The organism is Sphingomonas arantia, assembly GCF_042682045.1.
GTDB lineage: Bacteria > Pseudomonadota > Alphaproteobacteria > Sphingomonadales > Sphingomonadaceae > Sphingomonas_R > Sphingomonas_R arantia.
Genome location: NZ_JBHUGS010000001.1, coordinates 837,364 through 850,680 on the forward strand (window position 1 = coordinate 837,364; position 13,317 = coordinate 850,680).

At 67.3% G+C, this 13,317-nt stretch carries 13 protein-coding genes; 10 read left to right on the forward strand and 3 right to left on the reverse strand.

Annotated features, from left to right (window positions below; genetic code table 11):
• Entirely contained in the window at window positions 1-564 is a 564-nt protein-coding gene (locus ACFSGX_RS04045) for a GNAT family N-acetyltransferase (protein WP_380927667.1), read from the reverse strand.
• Between the two features lie 76 nt (window positions 565-640).
• On the opposite strand from ACFSGX_RS04045, the gene ACFSGX_RS04050 reads away from it, so the two are divergent.
• Window positions 641-1,408 (forward strand): SDR family NAD(P)-dependent oxidoreductase, encoded by a 768-nt coding sequence (locus tag ACFSGX_RS04050; RefSeq protein WP_380927668.1) that lies wholly within the window; start codon window positions 641-643, stop codon window positions 1,406-1,408.
• A complete protein-coding gene (locus ACFSGX_RS04055; protein WP_380927670.1) occupies window positions 1,405-1,818 on the forward strand; it encodes a dihydroneopterin aldolase in 414 nt (137 codons plus the stop codon). The genes ACFSGX_RS04050 and ACFSGX_RS04055 overlap by 4 nt, the downstream gene beginning before the upstream one ends.
• A gap of 4 nt (window positions 1,819-1,822) precedes the next feature.
• On the opposite strand, the gene ACFSGX_RS04060 is transcribed toward ACFSGX_RS04055, so the two are convergent.
• Window positions 1,823-2,644, reverse strand: a complete 822-nt coding sequence (locus ACFSGX_RS04060; protein ID WP_380927672.1) for a hypothetical protein — start codon at window positions 2,642-2,644, stop codon at window positions 1,823-1,825.
• A 287-nt stretch (window positions 2,645-2,931) separates the two neighbouring features.
• Here ACFSGX_RS04060 and ACFSGX_RS04065 point away from each other — a divergent pair, with 287 nt between their 5' ends.
• The 4 genes from ACFSGX_RS04065 to ACFSGX_RS04080 all read left to right on the forward strand — a co-directional run bounded on the left by ACFSGX_RS04065 (window position 2,932) and on the right by ACFSGX_RS04080 (window position 5,493).
• Entirely contained in the window at window positions 2,932-3,594 is a 663-nt protein-coding gene (locus ACFSGX_RS04065; protein WP_380927673.1) for an energy transducer TonB, read from the forward strand.
• An 84-nt stretch (window positions 3,595-3,678) separates the two neighbouring features.
• Entirely contained in the window at window positions 3,679-4,434 is a 756-nt protein-coding gene (locus tag ACFSGX_RS04070; protein WP_380927675.1) for a MotA/TolQ/ExbB proton channel family protein, read from the forward strand.
• Between the two features lie 113 nt (window positions 4,435-4,547).
• Window positions 4,548-5,030: an ExbD/TolR family protein gene (locus ACFSGX_RS04075; protein WP_380927677.1), complete on the forward strand. Its 483-nt coding sequence runs from the start codon at window positions 4,548-4,550 to the stop codon at window positions 5,028-5,030.
• 37 nt (window positions 5,031-5,067) lie between these two features.
• On the forward strand, window positions 5,068-5,493 hold the full coding sequence (locus tag ACFSGX_RS04080) for an ExbD/TolR family protein (protein WP_157175120.1): 426 nt from the start codon (window positions 5,068-5,070) through the stop codon (window positions 5,491-5,493).
• A gap of 354 nt (window positions 5,494-5,847) precedes the next feature.
• On the opposite strand, the gene ACFSGX_RS04085 is transcribed toward ACFSGX_RS04080, so the two are convergent.
• On the reverse strand, window positions 5,848-6,252 hold the full coding sequence (locus ACFSGX_RS04085; RefSeq protein WP_380927679.1) for a host attachment family protein: 405 nt from the start codon (window positions 6,250-6,252) through the stop codon (window positions 5,848-5,850).
• 610 nt (window positions 6,253-6,862) lie between these two features.
• On the opposite strand from ACFSGX_RS04085, the gene ACFSGX_RS04090 reads away from it, so the two are divergent.
• The 4 genes from ACFSGX_RS04090 to ACFSGX_RS04105 all read left to right on the forward strand — a co-directional run bounded on the left by ACFSGX_RS04090 (window position 6,863) and on the right by ACFSGX_RS04105 (window position 13,029).
• Window positions 6,863-8,191, forward strand: coding sequence for a cation:proton antiporter (locus ACFSGX_RS04090; protein WP_380927681.1), 1,329 nt, complete (start codon window positions 6,863-6,865; stop codon window positions 8,189-8,191).
• 106 nt (window positions 8,192-8,297) lie between these two features.
• Complete coding sequence (locus tag ACFSGX_RS04095; protein ID WP_380927682.1) at window positions 8,298-9,416, forward strand: Gfo/Idh/MocA family protein; 1,119 nt, start codon at window positions 8,298-8,300, stop codon at window positions 9,414-9,416.
• Window positions 9,413-10,453, forward strand: coding sequence for an SMP-30/gluconolactonase/LRE family protein (locus ACFSGX_RS04100; protein ID WP_380927684.1), 1,041 nt, complete (start codon window positions 9,413-9,415; stop codon window positions 10,451-10,453). Before ACFSGX_RS04095 ends, ACFSGX_RS04100 begins: the two co-directional genes overlap by 4 nt.
• Before the next feature lie 110 nt (window positions 10,454-10,563).
• Window positions 10,564-13,029: a glycoside hydrolase family 3 protein gene (locus ACFSGX_RS04105; protein WP_417774585.1), complete on the forward strand. Its 2,466-nt coding sequence runs from the start codon at window positions 10,564-10,566 to the stop codon at window positions 13,027-13,029.
• The last annotated feature ends 288 nt before the right edge of the window (window positions 13,030-13,317 follow it).

Consider the following 13,317-nt stretch of genomic DNA (forward strand, 5'->3'; position numbering starts at 1 on the left):
CTACGGCAAGTCCGGCGGCGACGCAAAGGCCGGGCCGATCGTCCCGCGCGGGGGCAGCGTTGTGCCCGGCAGCGGCAGGACGAGCAGGCGGTGGCGCTCGAACGGGCCGGGCAGGTCCCAGCCCTGGGTCGGTTCCGCGACGAAGCCGAACCGGCCATAATAGCCGGGGTCGCCGATCAGGACGGGCGGCGGCGCGTGGCCGTCGACGATCGCGTGGATCGCGGCACGGGTCAGCCGCTTGCCGAGGCCGCCGGCCTGGTGCGCTGGATCGACCGCGACCGGGCCGAGCAGGGTGAGCGGGGTGGCGGTCCTGTCATCGCCGAACAGTGCGACCGGCCAGCACTGCACGGAGCCCAACAGCCGCCCCTCGCGCACCGCAGCGAAAGATTGGGCAGGCAACCAATCCACCCCGCTGCGCAGCCGGTAGGCGGTGCGGCCGTGGCGGTCCGGGCCGAACGCGGCATCGAGCAACGCCTCCACCGCACCCGGATCGACGAGCCGGAGCGGGAGCAGCGTGGTGACGGCGACGGGCGGAGCGCTGGACAGGGCGGGGGACCTTGGCAAGGACGGGGGATGCGCGCCTATACTGGCGGGCGTCGCGCGAAGAAAGCCGGCGCGACGTAGGGGTGGGGGCGAAGGCATGACATCGGAATTCGGGACGCCGCGGACTGCCATCGTCACGGGCGGCGCGCGGCGGATCGGGGCGGCGCTGGTCCGCGCGTTGCATGCCGATGGCTGGCATGTCCTGCTCCATTGCCATGCGTCGGAGGCGGACGGGAACGCGCTTGCTGCCGAGTTGGGCGACCGGGTGGCGGTGGTGACCGCGGATCTCGCCGAGGCGGACGTGGCGGAGCGGGTGATGGCGGCGCTCGACGGGTTGCCGCCGGTGGCGCTGCTGGTGAACAACGCGTCGCGCTTCTCCTATGACAGCCTCGTCGATTTCACGGTGGCGGACTGGGACGCGCATCAGGCGATCAACCTGCGCGCGCCGGCGCTGCTGATCCAGGCGTTCGCCGCCGCCGTGCCGGAGAGCGCGGGCGGGCTGATCGTCAATATCCTCGATGCCAAGCTGGCGCAGCCGAACCCGGACTTCTTCTCCTATACCGTGTCGAAGATGGGGCTGGCCGGGCTGACCGAACTGGCGGCGCGCGCGCTGGCCGGGCGGGGCATCCGGGTGTGCGGGATAGCGCCGTCGATCACGCTCGTCTCGGGTGCGCAGACGCGTGACAATTTCGATGCGGTCCACCGGATGAACGCGCTTCGCCGCGGCGTGGTGGTGGACGACATCGTCGCCGCGCTGCGCTATCTGGTCGCGACGCCGGTGATGACCGGCCAAACGATCACGCTCGACGCGGGGCAGCGTTTCCTGGCGTTGCCGCGCGACGTGCAATATATGGACGCACCATGACCGATACGCTGATCCAGACCCCATCGATCGACGGCCTCGTGCCCGCCGCGCTCGCCCCCAAGACGCACCGGATCTTTCTGACCGACTATGACGTACCGGTCGATATCGGCTTCCACGATTTCGAGATCGGGACGCCGCAGCGGATCCTGGTGTCGGTCGAGGTGTGGGTGACCGCCGCGGCGTTCGCGCTGGACGACGTCGCCGAATCGGCTTGGAACTATGATTTCCTGCGGACCGAGATCGGCCGGCTGGCGCGCGCGCGGCGGTTCAACCTGCAGGAAACGCTCGTCACGGCGATTTATGACCTGATCGCGGCGCGGGCGGGGGTGACCGGCCTGCGCGTGTCGGCGCGTAAGCCGGACATCTATCCCGATTGCGCCGGGGTGGGCGTCGAGGTCTCGTCCTTCTGACGACCTAGCGGCAGGGGCCGAGCCCCGTGCGGACGACGGCATAGTCCGCGCGAGCGGCGGCATTGTCCTCGGGCGACAACGCAGAGGTGGCCGCTTCCGGTAGGGCGGCAGGCAGTCCGCAGGCGAGCCGGTACCAGAGTAGCGTGTCCCGCGCGGGGGCCGCGGCGGTTTCGTCGACGATATCGGACAGCGAAACGGCCCAGCGCGGCTGTTCGCCCGGCCGCCGGAGGATGCTGAGCGAGACCGGCTTCGCGCTGGCGGTGGTGAGGAAGATCTGCGTCTCGCTTTCGCCCGGCAATGAGCCCGGAACGTGGAACGCGCTGGAGATGCCGGTGATCGCCGGCGGGGCATCGGGTGCCACCAGAGCGGTGGCCAGCGTGCGGAGCCGTTGTTCGGTGCCTGGGGTCCAGTCGAGCTGCGCGCCGGAGCCGACGAGCTGGAGTTCGGCCGGACGACCCGCGACCGGCGCGGCGAGCAGCAGCACGCGCTGACCCTTCGGCTTGGGCGGGCGGCCGCGCGCCTCGGACGGCAGATCGACCAGATAGCTTACGCGCGCGGGCAGGCCGCCTCTGCCGCGGAGCAGCGTAACAAGGTCCGCCTCGACGAAGAAACGTGTCGCACCGGGGACGATGCCGGGGGCCTCGGCAGGCTTCAAACGGACGGCGCGGCGAATCTCTACGCCTGCGATGACGGGTGCGCGGACCGCGAGATCGGCGAGGGCCGCGAAGCCGGGACCGGCGGTTGTAGCCGTCGCAGGGGCCTGCTGCGCCTGCGAAGCGACCGGGGCGGCACCCAGCGCGAAAAGCGGGATCAGAAGCGAAGTCACGGAAATACGGGGCTTTTGCACGGTCTGGTCGCCTTCATCGTCGCTCTGTTCGTGCGGCCAACATGCCCGGCGCAGACCTGCCTGTCGAACTCCGACAAATGGTTTGACGCCGCAACGAGTGTCGCGATACAAAGTCTTAATACGTCAACAAACGCCGAATAAGTATGGCGGATGTAGGGCGAACGGGTGGCCTTGTGCTGTCCCGCGTCGCATGGGAGTTCCAGGGGCACCGAGCGTGTCGGTCGAAGGAGAGACCTTGGTTAATGGCATACGCTGATTCCCAAACCATGAGCACGCGAAAGCTGGTTTCGATCGGCTTCGTCATCGTGCTGCATGTGTTGCTCGGATACGCCTTCATGAACGGCCTCAGTTTGAGCGTCATCAAGGAGAAGGTCGAGGATCTGAAGACGTTCAACGTCGAAGAGCCGCCGCCCCCGCCCGAGCCGCCGCCCCCACCGCCGCCGGAAACGCCTCAGGTCGTTCCGCCGCCGCAGGTCGTGTCGCCGCCGCCGATCGTGCGGACCCCGGTCGTCACGCCACCGCAGGTTCGGGTCGTTCGCGACGCGCCGCCGCCGACGCTTACGACGGTCGCACCGACCATCGTCGCCCCGACGCCGCCCGCTCCGGCTCCTGCCGTGGCACCGGTTGCATCGAAGGCTGCTGCGGCACGGGGTAATCCGGGTTCGTGGGTTACGGCCGACGACTATCCGCCGAGCTCCATCCGTAATGCGGAACAGGGCACGTCGGGTCTGACGTTCGACGTGAACGCCCAGGGCCGGATCGAGAATTGCCGGGTCACGTCCTCCAGCGGTTCGAGCGCGCTCGACGATACGGCTTGCCGGCTCGTCACCCGGCGTGGTCGGTATTCGCCGGCACTCGATCAGGCGGGCAACCCGATTGCGGGTGGCACGAAGACGCTGCGCTTCACCTGGCGTCTGCCGGAAGAGTGATCTGACTTTCCTCCGGGCGGTACGACGATCGCACCGTCCGGACCTATCAACCGCATATCCCTATTCGTGAAGGACCAACCCATCATGGCAACCCCGACCGCCGCCGCCGCGGAAAACCAATTCGGCCTGATGGCCGCGCTCGAGCAGGGCGGCGTTATCGCCTGGACCGTGTTCATCATCCTGGTGATCATGTCCGCCGCCAGCTGGTACATCCTGTTCACCAAGCTGTTCGAGCAGCAGAAGATCCTGAATCAGGCGAAGCGCATGCGCACGTCGTTCTGGGGGACGCCGTCGATCCGCGAAGGCGCAAACAAGCTCGAGAAGAACTCGGCCTATCGCCAGATCGCCGATGACGGCCTGCGCGCGCAGGACGAGCACACCAAGCTGACCGACCCGGTCGACCAGCATGAATGGCTCGGTTCGTCGCTCGGTCGCAGCCAGGCCGCGATCAACTCGAAGCTGGGCAACGGCCTGGCCGTCCTCGCAACCGTCGGTTCGACCTCGCCGTTCATCGGCCTGTTCGGTACCGTGATCGGCATCTACCGCGCGCTCATCAAGATCGGCGCCTCGGGTCAGGCATCGATCGACGCCGTTGCCGGCCCGGTGGGTGAAGCACTCATCATGACCGCACTCGGCCTGGCCGTCGCGGTTCCTGCGGTGCTCGCCTACAACTGGCTGATCCGTCGCAACAAGGTGATCGCCGAGCAGCTGGGTTCGTTCGCGACCGACCTGCATGGCTACATGGTGTCGAACGGTGCACTGAAGCCGGCAATCGCTTCGGCTCGCACCGCCCCGGTCGCTCCGGTCAAGACCGGCACGGCCACCATCACCAAGTCCTGATCCCGGGGATACGACCCCTGCCCCGCCCGCCGGTGCCAAGTGGCGCGGCGGCGGGGCAGGACCCTTCGGGCGGCGACATGCCGGCCATGACCCAGCTGATAGGATAATAGCCCATGGCCATGAGTGCAGGCCCAACCGAAGACGGCGCACCGCTGTCGGACATCAACACCACCCCGCTCGTGGACGTGATGCTGGTGCTCCTCATCATCTTCCTGATCACCGTTCCGGCGGCGATCCAGAGCATCCCCGTCCAGCTGCCGAAGGTCGTATTCGAACCGACCGTGACGAAGCCGGAGAATGTGTCGCTATCGATCCGTGGAAGCGGCAACAACTGCGAGATCTACTGGGGCAAGACCCAGGTCAACGCCCAGGAACTGATCGACCGTGCGGTCGTGAAGCTGAAGGCGGAAATCGACAAGCAGGGTGGTCCGAATGCTGCCGGCCTGGAGCTTCCCGAGGCGCACATCCGCGGCGACAGCAACACGCCTTACCGTTGCATCGGCGGCGCGATCTACCAGATGCAGCGTGCGGGTTTCGCCCGTGTCGGCTTCATCTCCGAACCGGCGCCCGGAACGGCACGCCCGCCGCGGCTGTAACCAGGCCGTTGAACGAACCAGTCCAGGAGTAAATTCGATGGCAATGGCCGCAGGCACCGCCGAAGGCGAGCCCATGATGGACGTCAACACCACGCCGTTGATCGACGTGATGCTGGTGTTGCTCATCATGTTCATCATCACCATCCCGATCCAGACGCACGCCGTGAAGCTCGATCTGCCGCAGGACTCGAACGATTCGACCCCGCCGCCGATCAATCCGGTGAAGAACAAGATCGTGATCACGCCGACCGGGCAGACGCTCTGGAACGGTGCGCCGCTCGATCTCGTCACGCTGCGCCAATATCTGGACCAGACCCAGACGATGTCGCCGATCCCGGAGCTTCATCTCCAGCCTGACCCGCAGGCGAAGTACGCATTGGTCGACGAAGTGCTCGCGGTGACCAAGCGCGCCAAGGTCGAGAAGATGGGCTTCGTGGGGAACGAGGCTTATTCGAACTTCTGAGTTCGGACACGCGATCAATCTTAAGGCGGGCCGAAAGGTCCGCCTTTTTCTTGTCTGGCCGCGCGGGACGGAGGGCCGCTGTTCGGTACAAAGTCGAACTGTCGAACGTCCGAGCTGTTGAACAGCCAAACAGCCAAACAGCCAAACAGTCGGGCCGTGGGCTAAATGGCGGACGGACGCTGGATCACAATGACGCGAGGACGCCTGGTCCCGCTCAGTTGTTCGGATGATGTGTCCGAGGAAGGATGAGACGGGTCACACGTAGAGTGGAGCCGAACAGCGGGCGCCCGAGTGTAACCCGTCAAGATTCGCCTTTGACCGCGCCGCGGGGCGGCACGGTCAGAGGGGCAATGGTCAGGCCGCGGCGATCGAGCGTTCGATGTCGGCGGTGTCGTGACCGGTGAGGTCCTTGGAGATCTCGCCCAGCAATATGGCGCTCAGCGTCTTATGATAGTGCTTGCGCAGTTCGCCGAGGGTGCGGGGGGCTGCAATCACGATCAGCTTCTGGACCTTGTGGTCGAGAACCTGCTTGTTGAGCAGCGCGGCGATTCCGGCCGCGAAGGCGTCTTCGTTCTGCTGGCTGTCGGACGGATTGGCCGAGCTGCTCTGGTGGCGGCTACCCGAACCCATATTGTCGTCGTCGACCTTCACCTTCGGCAGGCCGGTGAGGCTTGGGCTGCCGGCGTCGCCGTCGTTCCGGAACAGGCGCAGCGTTTCGCCGTCCGCGACTGCGACCATGGTGCCCTTGGGAATATCCATCCTGATGTCCTCTGATGGTTGTGGAAGCCGCCTCAACGACCGACCGGCCGGTTCGGGCTCGTATCAACCGTCACTGGTCTTTTGACTGAGGACGGGCTTCCCCTCGATCGAACAGGTGGGGTTGGCTCCGTGCCGCGGTGCTGCTCATGAGGTGGGCCTTAGCCTTTGGTCGACGATGGCTTGTGCGGCGCGGTTCGCCGCCGCTTCATCGTGGCTTGGAAGGACGCGGCATTTGCGAGCCGCGCCTGCGTAAGGCTGCGGTTGGGCTGGTCTGTGCGGTCTATGATCGAAGCCGGTGCAAGGTACGGGAAAATGCGGAACCCATCGTTCGCAACGAAAGTGATCGGGGATCATCGTCCGAGGGCAGCGGAGGCAGCGACGGCGCGGCTCCATCATGACCCCGCGCCCGGGGAGGGTCAGGCCCACCCGTGAGTCGAACCGACGACGCGGTATGCAAGCCGGGGTTCAGACCGTCACGCGGCGAGTTCGGCCCCTGTACGGCCCGGCGGGGGGTGTGGTAGCGCCGACGGCAGGAAATGCGGGGGAACCGCGGTGCGCGTTCGATGCAGATCGATGCGCAGGGCGGCGTGACGCTTCGCAAGGGGGGATTATGGAACACTGGCTGGAAAGCCTGGGTCAGACGCTGTCGGGTGCGCTCGGTCCGCATGGGCCGGCGACGGCGGCGATGGTGCAGAGCTATGCGCCGGGCGATTTCAGCATTCATTTCTTTCTGCAGTTGGCGGTGATCCTGGTCGCGTGCCGGGTCGTGGGGTGGCTGGGGCAGCGGTTGCTGGGGCAGCCGCAGGTGGTGGGGGAGATGATCGCGGGCGTCGTGCTTGGGCCGTCGCTGCTCGGGTTGCTGGCGCCCGATGTTCAGGCGGCGATCTTCCCCGCGGCGACGCGCAACATTCTTTACAGCGGGGCGCAGCTGGGCGTCGGACTGTACATGTTTCTGGTCGGGACCACGCTCAGGATCGATCATTTCCGCGCGAAGGCGAAGAGCGCGGTGGTGGTGTCGATGGCGGGGATCGCGGCGCCGTTCGCGATCGCGTTGCTGATCGCGCCATGGCTGATGCGGGTACCGGGGCTGTTCGCGGTGGGGATTGCGCAGTTCAACGCGTCGTTGTTCCTGGGGGCGTGCATCGCGCTGACCGCGTTTCCGATGCTGGCGCGGATCATCAACGAACGCGGGCTGGCGGGGTCGTCGCTCGGCACATTGTCGCTGACCGCCGGCGCGTTCGACGATGCCGTTTCCTGGTGCGTGCTGGCGATCGTGCTGGCGACGTTCGGGGGTGGGCCGGGCGTGGCGATCCTGGCGATCGTCGGCGGCATCCTGTGGACGCTGGTCGTGCTGATCGTGGGCCCGCGGCTGTTCGCGCCGCTCGGGCGGCAGGTGGAGCGTGAGGGGCAGTTGAGCCATGGTAGCCTGGCGCTGGTACTGATCGCGTTCTGCGTGTCGGCATTCGTGATGGATGCGATCGGCATCCACGCGATCTTCGGCGGGTTCATCATGGGCACGGTCATGCCGCGCGGGCTGCTGGCGACCGAGGTGAAGCGGCTGGTGGAACCGGTGACGGTCGTGCTGCTGCTGCCCATGTTCTTCACCTATTCCGGGCTGAACACGCGGATGGACATGGTCAATTCGGGGCCGCTGCTGCTGATCGCGCTCGGCATCCTGGCAGCGTCGATCCTGGCGAAGGGGGGCGCATGCTATCTGGCGGCGCGGCTGACCGGGGAGGATCACCGGACCGCGATCGGAATCGGTGCGCTGATGAATTCGCGCGGGCTGATGGAGCTGATCATCATCAACATCGGGTTGCAGAAGGGGATTATCGGGCCGACATTGTTCGCAATGCTGGTGCTGATGGCGATCGTGACGACGATGATGGCGTCGCCGATGCTCAAGCTGTTCTACGACCGGCCGGAAACCGCACGCTGAGCAGGCGCTGGGCCGCGGATGGGGCTTGCCTTGGTCGGGGTAGCGGAGCGATGATGACGATGCGAAGGGCGCGAACGAAGCGCCACGTGCAGGGGGAGTGAGACCGATGACGCCGCAAGGGACCAATCGTCGCGACGTGTTGATGGGGATCGGCGCGGGGGCCGCATTGTCGGTGAGCAGCGTCGCCGTGGCGCAGGCGGGCGGCGGCGGGCGGAAGCTCGGCTATGCGATCGTCGGGCTGGGCAGCTATGCGACGAAGCAGATCATGCCGCGCTTCAAGGAATGCACGTCGTCGCAGCTGGTCGCGCTGGTCAGCGGGACGCCGGAGAAACTGACGCGCTATGCCGCGGAATACGGCGTGCCGGCGGCGAGCTGCTACAGCTACAAGGATTTCGACCGGATCCGCGACAATCCGGCGATCGACATCGTCTACATCGTGCTGCCGAACAGCATGCATGCCGAATACAGCATCCGCGCGGCGCGGGCGGGCAAGCATGTGATGTGTGAGAAGCCGATGGCGGTGAGCGTGGCCGAGTGCGAGGCGATGATCGCGGCGTCGCGCAAGGCGAACCGCAAGCTGATGATCGGATATCGCAGCCGGTTCGAGCCGTATAACCGCGAGGCGATCGCGCTGGCCCGCGGTGGTCATGTCGGGCCGACGAAGATCATCAACGCGGAACATGGTTTCACCGCGCAGCCGAACCAGTGGCGTCTGGACCACGCCCTGTCGGGCGGCGGGTCGCTGATGGATATCGGGATCTACAGCCTGAACGCCGCGCGGTATTTGACCGGTGAGGAGCCGGTGACGGTGACCGCGGTGGAGTCGACCGACAAGAGCGACCCGCGGTTCAAGACGGTCGAGGACCGGATCGATTTCATGCTGAAGTTTCCGTCCGGGATCATCGCGAACTGCGTTTCGAGCTACAACTCGAACCACAATCGCTACCGCATCGTCGGGCCGAACGGCTATATCGATGCGGAGCCGGCGACCGCCTATGAGGGGCAGCGCATGACGATCCGTAAGGATGGCGTGGTCGCGCCGCGCGTGCTGCCCACCGGGCAAAAGTCGCAGTTTGCCGGGCAGCTCGATCATCTGTCGGAATGCGTACTGGCGGACCGCCAGCCGATCGTGGCGGGCGAGGAGGGCTTGGCCGACCTGCGCGTGATCGAGGCGATCTACCGGTCCGCGCGCGAGGGCCGGACCGTGCGGATGGACCGGGCATGACGCCGATGTGGTCGCGGCGGGCGCTGTGCGGGGCGGCGCTGGCGGTGCCGTTCGCAGGGCCGGCGCTGGGGCAGGTGGCGAGGCCGGGCCGCGTGCTGCGCGTGACGGGGGGCGTGCGGCGGCTCGATCCGGGGCTGGACGCGGTGATCGATGCGAAGGCGCCGGTCGAGGTGCTGGGCGAGGGCTATCGCTGGGCCGAGGGGCCGGTCTGGGTACCGCAGCGTAACTGGCTGCTGTTCGCGGACGTGCCGGGCAACACGGTGTGGCGCTGGCGCGAGGGGGCGGGGATCGACCGCTTCATGAAGCCGTCCGGGCTGGCCGAGCCGGTGCCGGCCGCGTTCAACGAGGCGGGGCTGAACGGGATGGCGATGGACGCCGCCGGGCGGTTGATCGCGGCGGACAGCGGGACGCGCGCAGTGGTGCGCGTCGACCTCGAGACGAAGCGCAAGACGATCCTGGCGCGCGGATATCAGGGCAAGCGGTTCAACAGCCCCAATACGGTGGCGGTGGCGCAGAACGGGGCAATCTTCTTCACCGACCCGCCTTACGGGTTGAAGGAACAGGACACGTCGCCGTTGCGCGAACTGACGTTCCAGGGGCTGTTCCGGCTCGATCCGGACGGGCAGGTCCACCTCCTCGATGCGCGGCAGCGGCGGCCGAACGGGCTTGGCCTGTCGCCGGACGGGCGGACGTTGTACCTCGCGCTGTCGGACGAGACGATGCCGCAGGTGCTGGCCTATCCGCTCGATGCGCGCGGCGATGTCGGCCCGGCGCGGGTGTTCCGCGACATGCGGCCGGAGCAGGCGGCGGGCGGCAGCGGATTGCCGGACGGGATCGCGGTCGACCGTGCCGGACGGCTGTTCGCGACCGGGCCGGGCGGCGTGCATGTCCTGACGCCGAGCGGGAATCTGCTCGGCATTATCTCGACGGGCAAGACGGTCGCGAACTGCTGCTTCGGCGGGCCGGACCGGCGGACGTTGTTCATGACGTCGAGCGACATGCTGGCGCGGGTGCGGACGCGGACGGCGGGATTATAACGACGGGGCCGATCCGCGTTTGCCGGGGCGGTGCGGCGTGCTAGCCACGGTGTCAGCAGCGGGCAGCGGTCCGCCGAGCAACGATAATGATACGCCAGGGGTAGGGTGACATGGGGATGATCTTGAAGCGGACGGCAACGCGCCCGATGCGGACCGCGGCTGGCGTGGCGGCGTTGTGTGGCTTCGTGGCGGCCGGTGGGGCGTCAGCGCAGGTCGGCGTGGCGCATCCGGCGGAGTGGCCGGCGCAGGCATCGCCGATCGCGCTCGACCCGGTGCTGGAGGCGAAGATCACCGCGCTGATGGCGCGGATGTCGCTGGAGCAGAAGGTCGGTCAGGTGGTGCAGGGCGACATCGCGTCGACCACGCCGGCGGACCTCAAGAAATATCATCTCGGATCGGTGTTCAACGGCGGCAATTCCGATCCGGGCGGGCGGTACAATGCCCCGGCGGCGGACTGGCTGAAGCTGGCCGATGAATATTGGGATGCGTCGATCAGCGACGATCCGAAACTGCCGCGGATCCCGTCGATCTGGGGGATCGATGCGGTGCATGGTCATTCGAACGTGGTCGGCGCGACGCTGTTTCCGCACAATATCGGGCTGGGCGCGATGCGCGATCCGGCAATCATGCGGCAGATCGGCGCGATCACCGCGATCGAGATGCGCGTGACGGGCATCGACTGGACATTCGCGCCGACCATCGCGGTGGTGCGCGACGATCGCTGGGGCCGGACCTACGAAGGGTTCGGCGAGACGGCGGAGATTGCGACGGGCTATGCCGGACCGCTGGTTGAGGGGTTGCAGGGCAAGATCGGCGACCGCGACTGGTTGAAGGGGTCGCACATCATCGCGACCGCCAAGCATTTCCTGGGCGACGGCGGCACCGCGGGCGGCAAGGACCAGGGCGATGCGCAGATGAGCGAGGCGCAGCTGCGATCGCTCTTCGCGCCGCCATATTATGCCGCGCTGAAGGCCGGCGTGCAGTCGGTGATGGCCAGCTTCTCGAGCTGGAACGGCGTGAAGATGACGGGCAATCGCAGCCTGCTGACCGGTGTGCTGAAGGAGCGGATGGGCTTCGACGGGTTCGTGGTAGGCGACTGGAACGCACACGGGCAGGTCGAGGGGTGCACCAACACGCGCTGCCCGCAGGCGCTGGCCGCCGGGCTGGACGTGTATATGGCCCCGGACAGCTGGAAGGGGATCTGGGAGTCCACGCTGGCGGGCGTGAAGGCCGGGACGATCCCGATGAGCCGGCTGGACGATGCGGTCCGGCGGTTGCTGCGCGTGAAATATCGCGCCGGGATTTTCGATACGGTCAAGCCGTCCGCGCGGCCGCTGGCGGGGCGTTACGCCTTGCTGGGCGCGCCGGCGCACCGCGCGGTGGCGCGGGCCGCGGTGGCGGAGTCGCTGGTGCTGCTGAAGAATAGCGGGTCGGTCCTGCCGTTGAAGCGGGGGATGCGGATCCTGGTGGCGGGCGATGCGGCGGACGATGTCGCGCGGCAGGCGGGCGGCTGGACGCTGTCGTGGCAGGGGACGGGTACGAAGCCGACCGATTTTCCGAACGCGACGAGCATCTGGCGCGGGATCGCGGCGCAGGTGCAGGATGCGCGCGGGACGGCGACTTTGTCCGTCGACGGCAAGTACGAGACGAAGCCCGATGCGGCGATCGTGGTGTTCGGCGAGACGCCCTATGCGGAGTTCCAGGGCGACAAGCCCGACGTGGCGTTCGACGATACGGCCGACAATCTGGCAACGATGCAGCGGTTGCGCGCGGCGGGTATCCCGGTGGTGGCGGTGTTCCTGTCGGGCCGGCCGCTCTGGGTGAACCCGTATCTGAATGCGTCCGACGCGTTCGTCGCGGCGTGGCTGCCGGGGTCGGAAGGGGCGGGCGTCGCGGACGTGCTGTTCGGGGCGAAGCCGTTCCGCGGCAAGCTGCCCTATAGCTGGCCGGCGCGGTCGGACCAGACGCCGCTGAACGTGGGCGATGCGAATTATGCGCCGTTGTTTGCTTATGGATATGGGCTGACGGCGCGTGACAAGGGGGCGCTGGGGCCGTTGTCCGAGGTGCGTGCGGGGGCAGGGGGCAATCGCAACCTGCTGTTCGCGCGCGGCAAGGTGACCAACGGGCGGCGGTTGCTGCTCGGGTCCGGCACCGCGTTGGCGGCCAATCCGGGGCCGGAGCTGATCAGCCAGCGTGCGGCAGACCGCGTGGCGCAGGAGGATGCGGTGCAGATCGCCTGGACCGGGCGCGGTGCGGCGAGCGCGGTGCTCGACGGCGACCCGGTCGATCTGACGCGCGAGGCGAATGGCGACGTGGCGCTGATCGTGGACGTGAAGGTGGATGCGGGTCCTGCTGGTGCGGTGACGCTGGGTGGGCGGAACGTGACGGATCGGCTGCGTGCGATCGCTAAGGCCGGTGGCTGGGGTCAGGTGGCGGTGCCGCTGCGATGCCTGGTGGGTGCCGACCTTGCGAAGGTGCGGCAGCCGTTCATGATGACCACGGCGGGGGCGCTGACGGTGACCGTGTCGCGAGTGCAGTTCGGGTCTGCTTCCGAGGGGTTGGTGGATTGTCGGTGAGGGGTGGTTGAAAGACCAACCCCCGTGCTGAGTAGAGACCGAGTAGCGCCGTTTGGCGCGTAACGAGGGCTCGTATCAAAGCATGGCCTCGCGGGCGGGACTTGTCCTTCGATACGGGTCTTCGACTTCGCTCAGCCCCTACTCAGGACGAGCGGTTGGGAGTTGGGCGGTGAGGTGGCCATTACGTTGTCGCGCAGTTCACCCAAGCCGTCCATGCCGAGCGAAGTCGAGGCACGTTTCCCGGAGCGTAGCCGAGGGGTGCTGTGGGCTTCTCGACTTCGCTCGAAG

Excerpts from the sequence above, each read along its gene's own strand:
- ACFSGX_RS04050 (WP_380927668.1), top strand. The coding sequence starts at position 641 with ATGACATCGGAATTCGGGACGCCGCGGACTGCCATCGTCACGGGCGGC.
- ACFSGX_RS04055 (WP_380927670.1), top strand. The coding sequence starts at position 1,405 with ATGACCGATACGCTGATCCAGACCCCATCGATCGACGGCCTCGTGCCC.
- ACFSGX_RS04065 (WP_380927673.1), top strand. The coding sequence starts at position 2,932 with ATGAGCACGCGAAAGCTGGTTTCGATCGGCTTCGTCATCGTGCTGCAT.
- ACFSGX_RS04070 (WP_380927675.1), top strand. The coding sequence starts at position 3,679 with ATGGCAACCCCGACCGCCGCCGCCGCGGAAAACCAATTCGGCCTGATG.
- ACFSGX_RS04075 (WP_380927677.1), top strand. The coding sequence starts at position 4,548 with ATGGCCATGAGTGCAGGCCCAACCGAAGACGGCGCACCGCTGTCGGAC.
- ACFSGX_RS04080 (WP_157175120.1), top strand. The coding sequence starts at position 5,068 with ATGGCAATGGCCGCAGGCACCGCCGAAGGCGAGCCCATGATGGACGTC.
- ACFSGX_RS04085 (WP_380927679.1), bottom strand. The coding sequence starts at position 6,252 with ATGGATATTCCCAAGGGCACCATGGTCGCAGTCGCGGACGGCGAAACG.
- ACFSGX_RS04090 (WP_380927681.1), top strand. The coding sequence starts at position 6,863 with ATGGAACACTGGCTGGAAAGCCTGGGTCAGACGCTGTCGGGTGCGCTC.
- ACFSGX_RS04095 (WP_380927682.1), top strand. The coding sequence starts at position 8,298 with ATGACGCCGCAAGGGACCAATCGTCGCGACGTGTTGATGGGGATCGGC.
- ACFSGX_RS04100 (WP_380927684.1), top strand. The coding sequence starts at position 9,413 with ATGACGCCGATGTGGTCGCGGCGGGCGCTGTGCGGGGCGGCGCTGGCG.
- ACFSGX_RS04105 (WP_417774585.1), top strand. The coding sequence starts at position 10,564 with ATGGGGATGATCTTGAAGCGGACGGCAACGCGCCCGATGCGGACCGCG.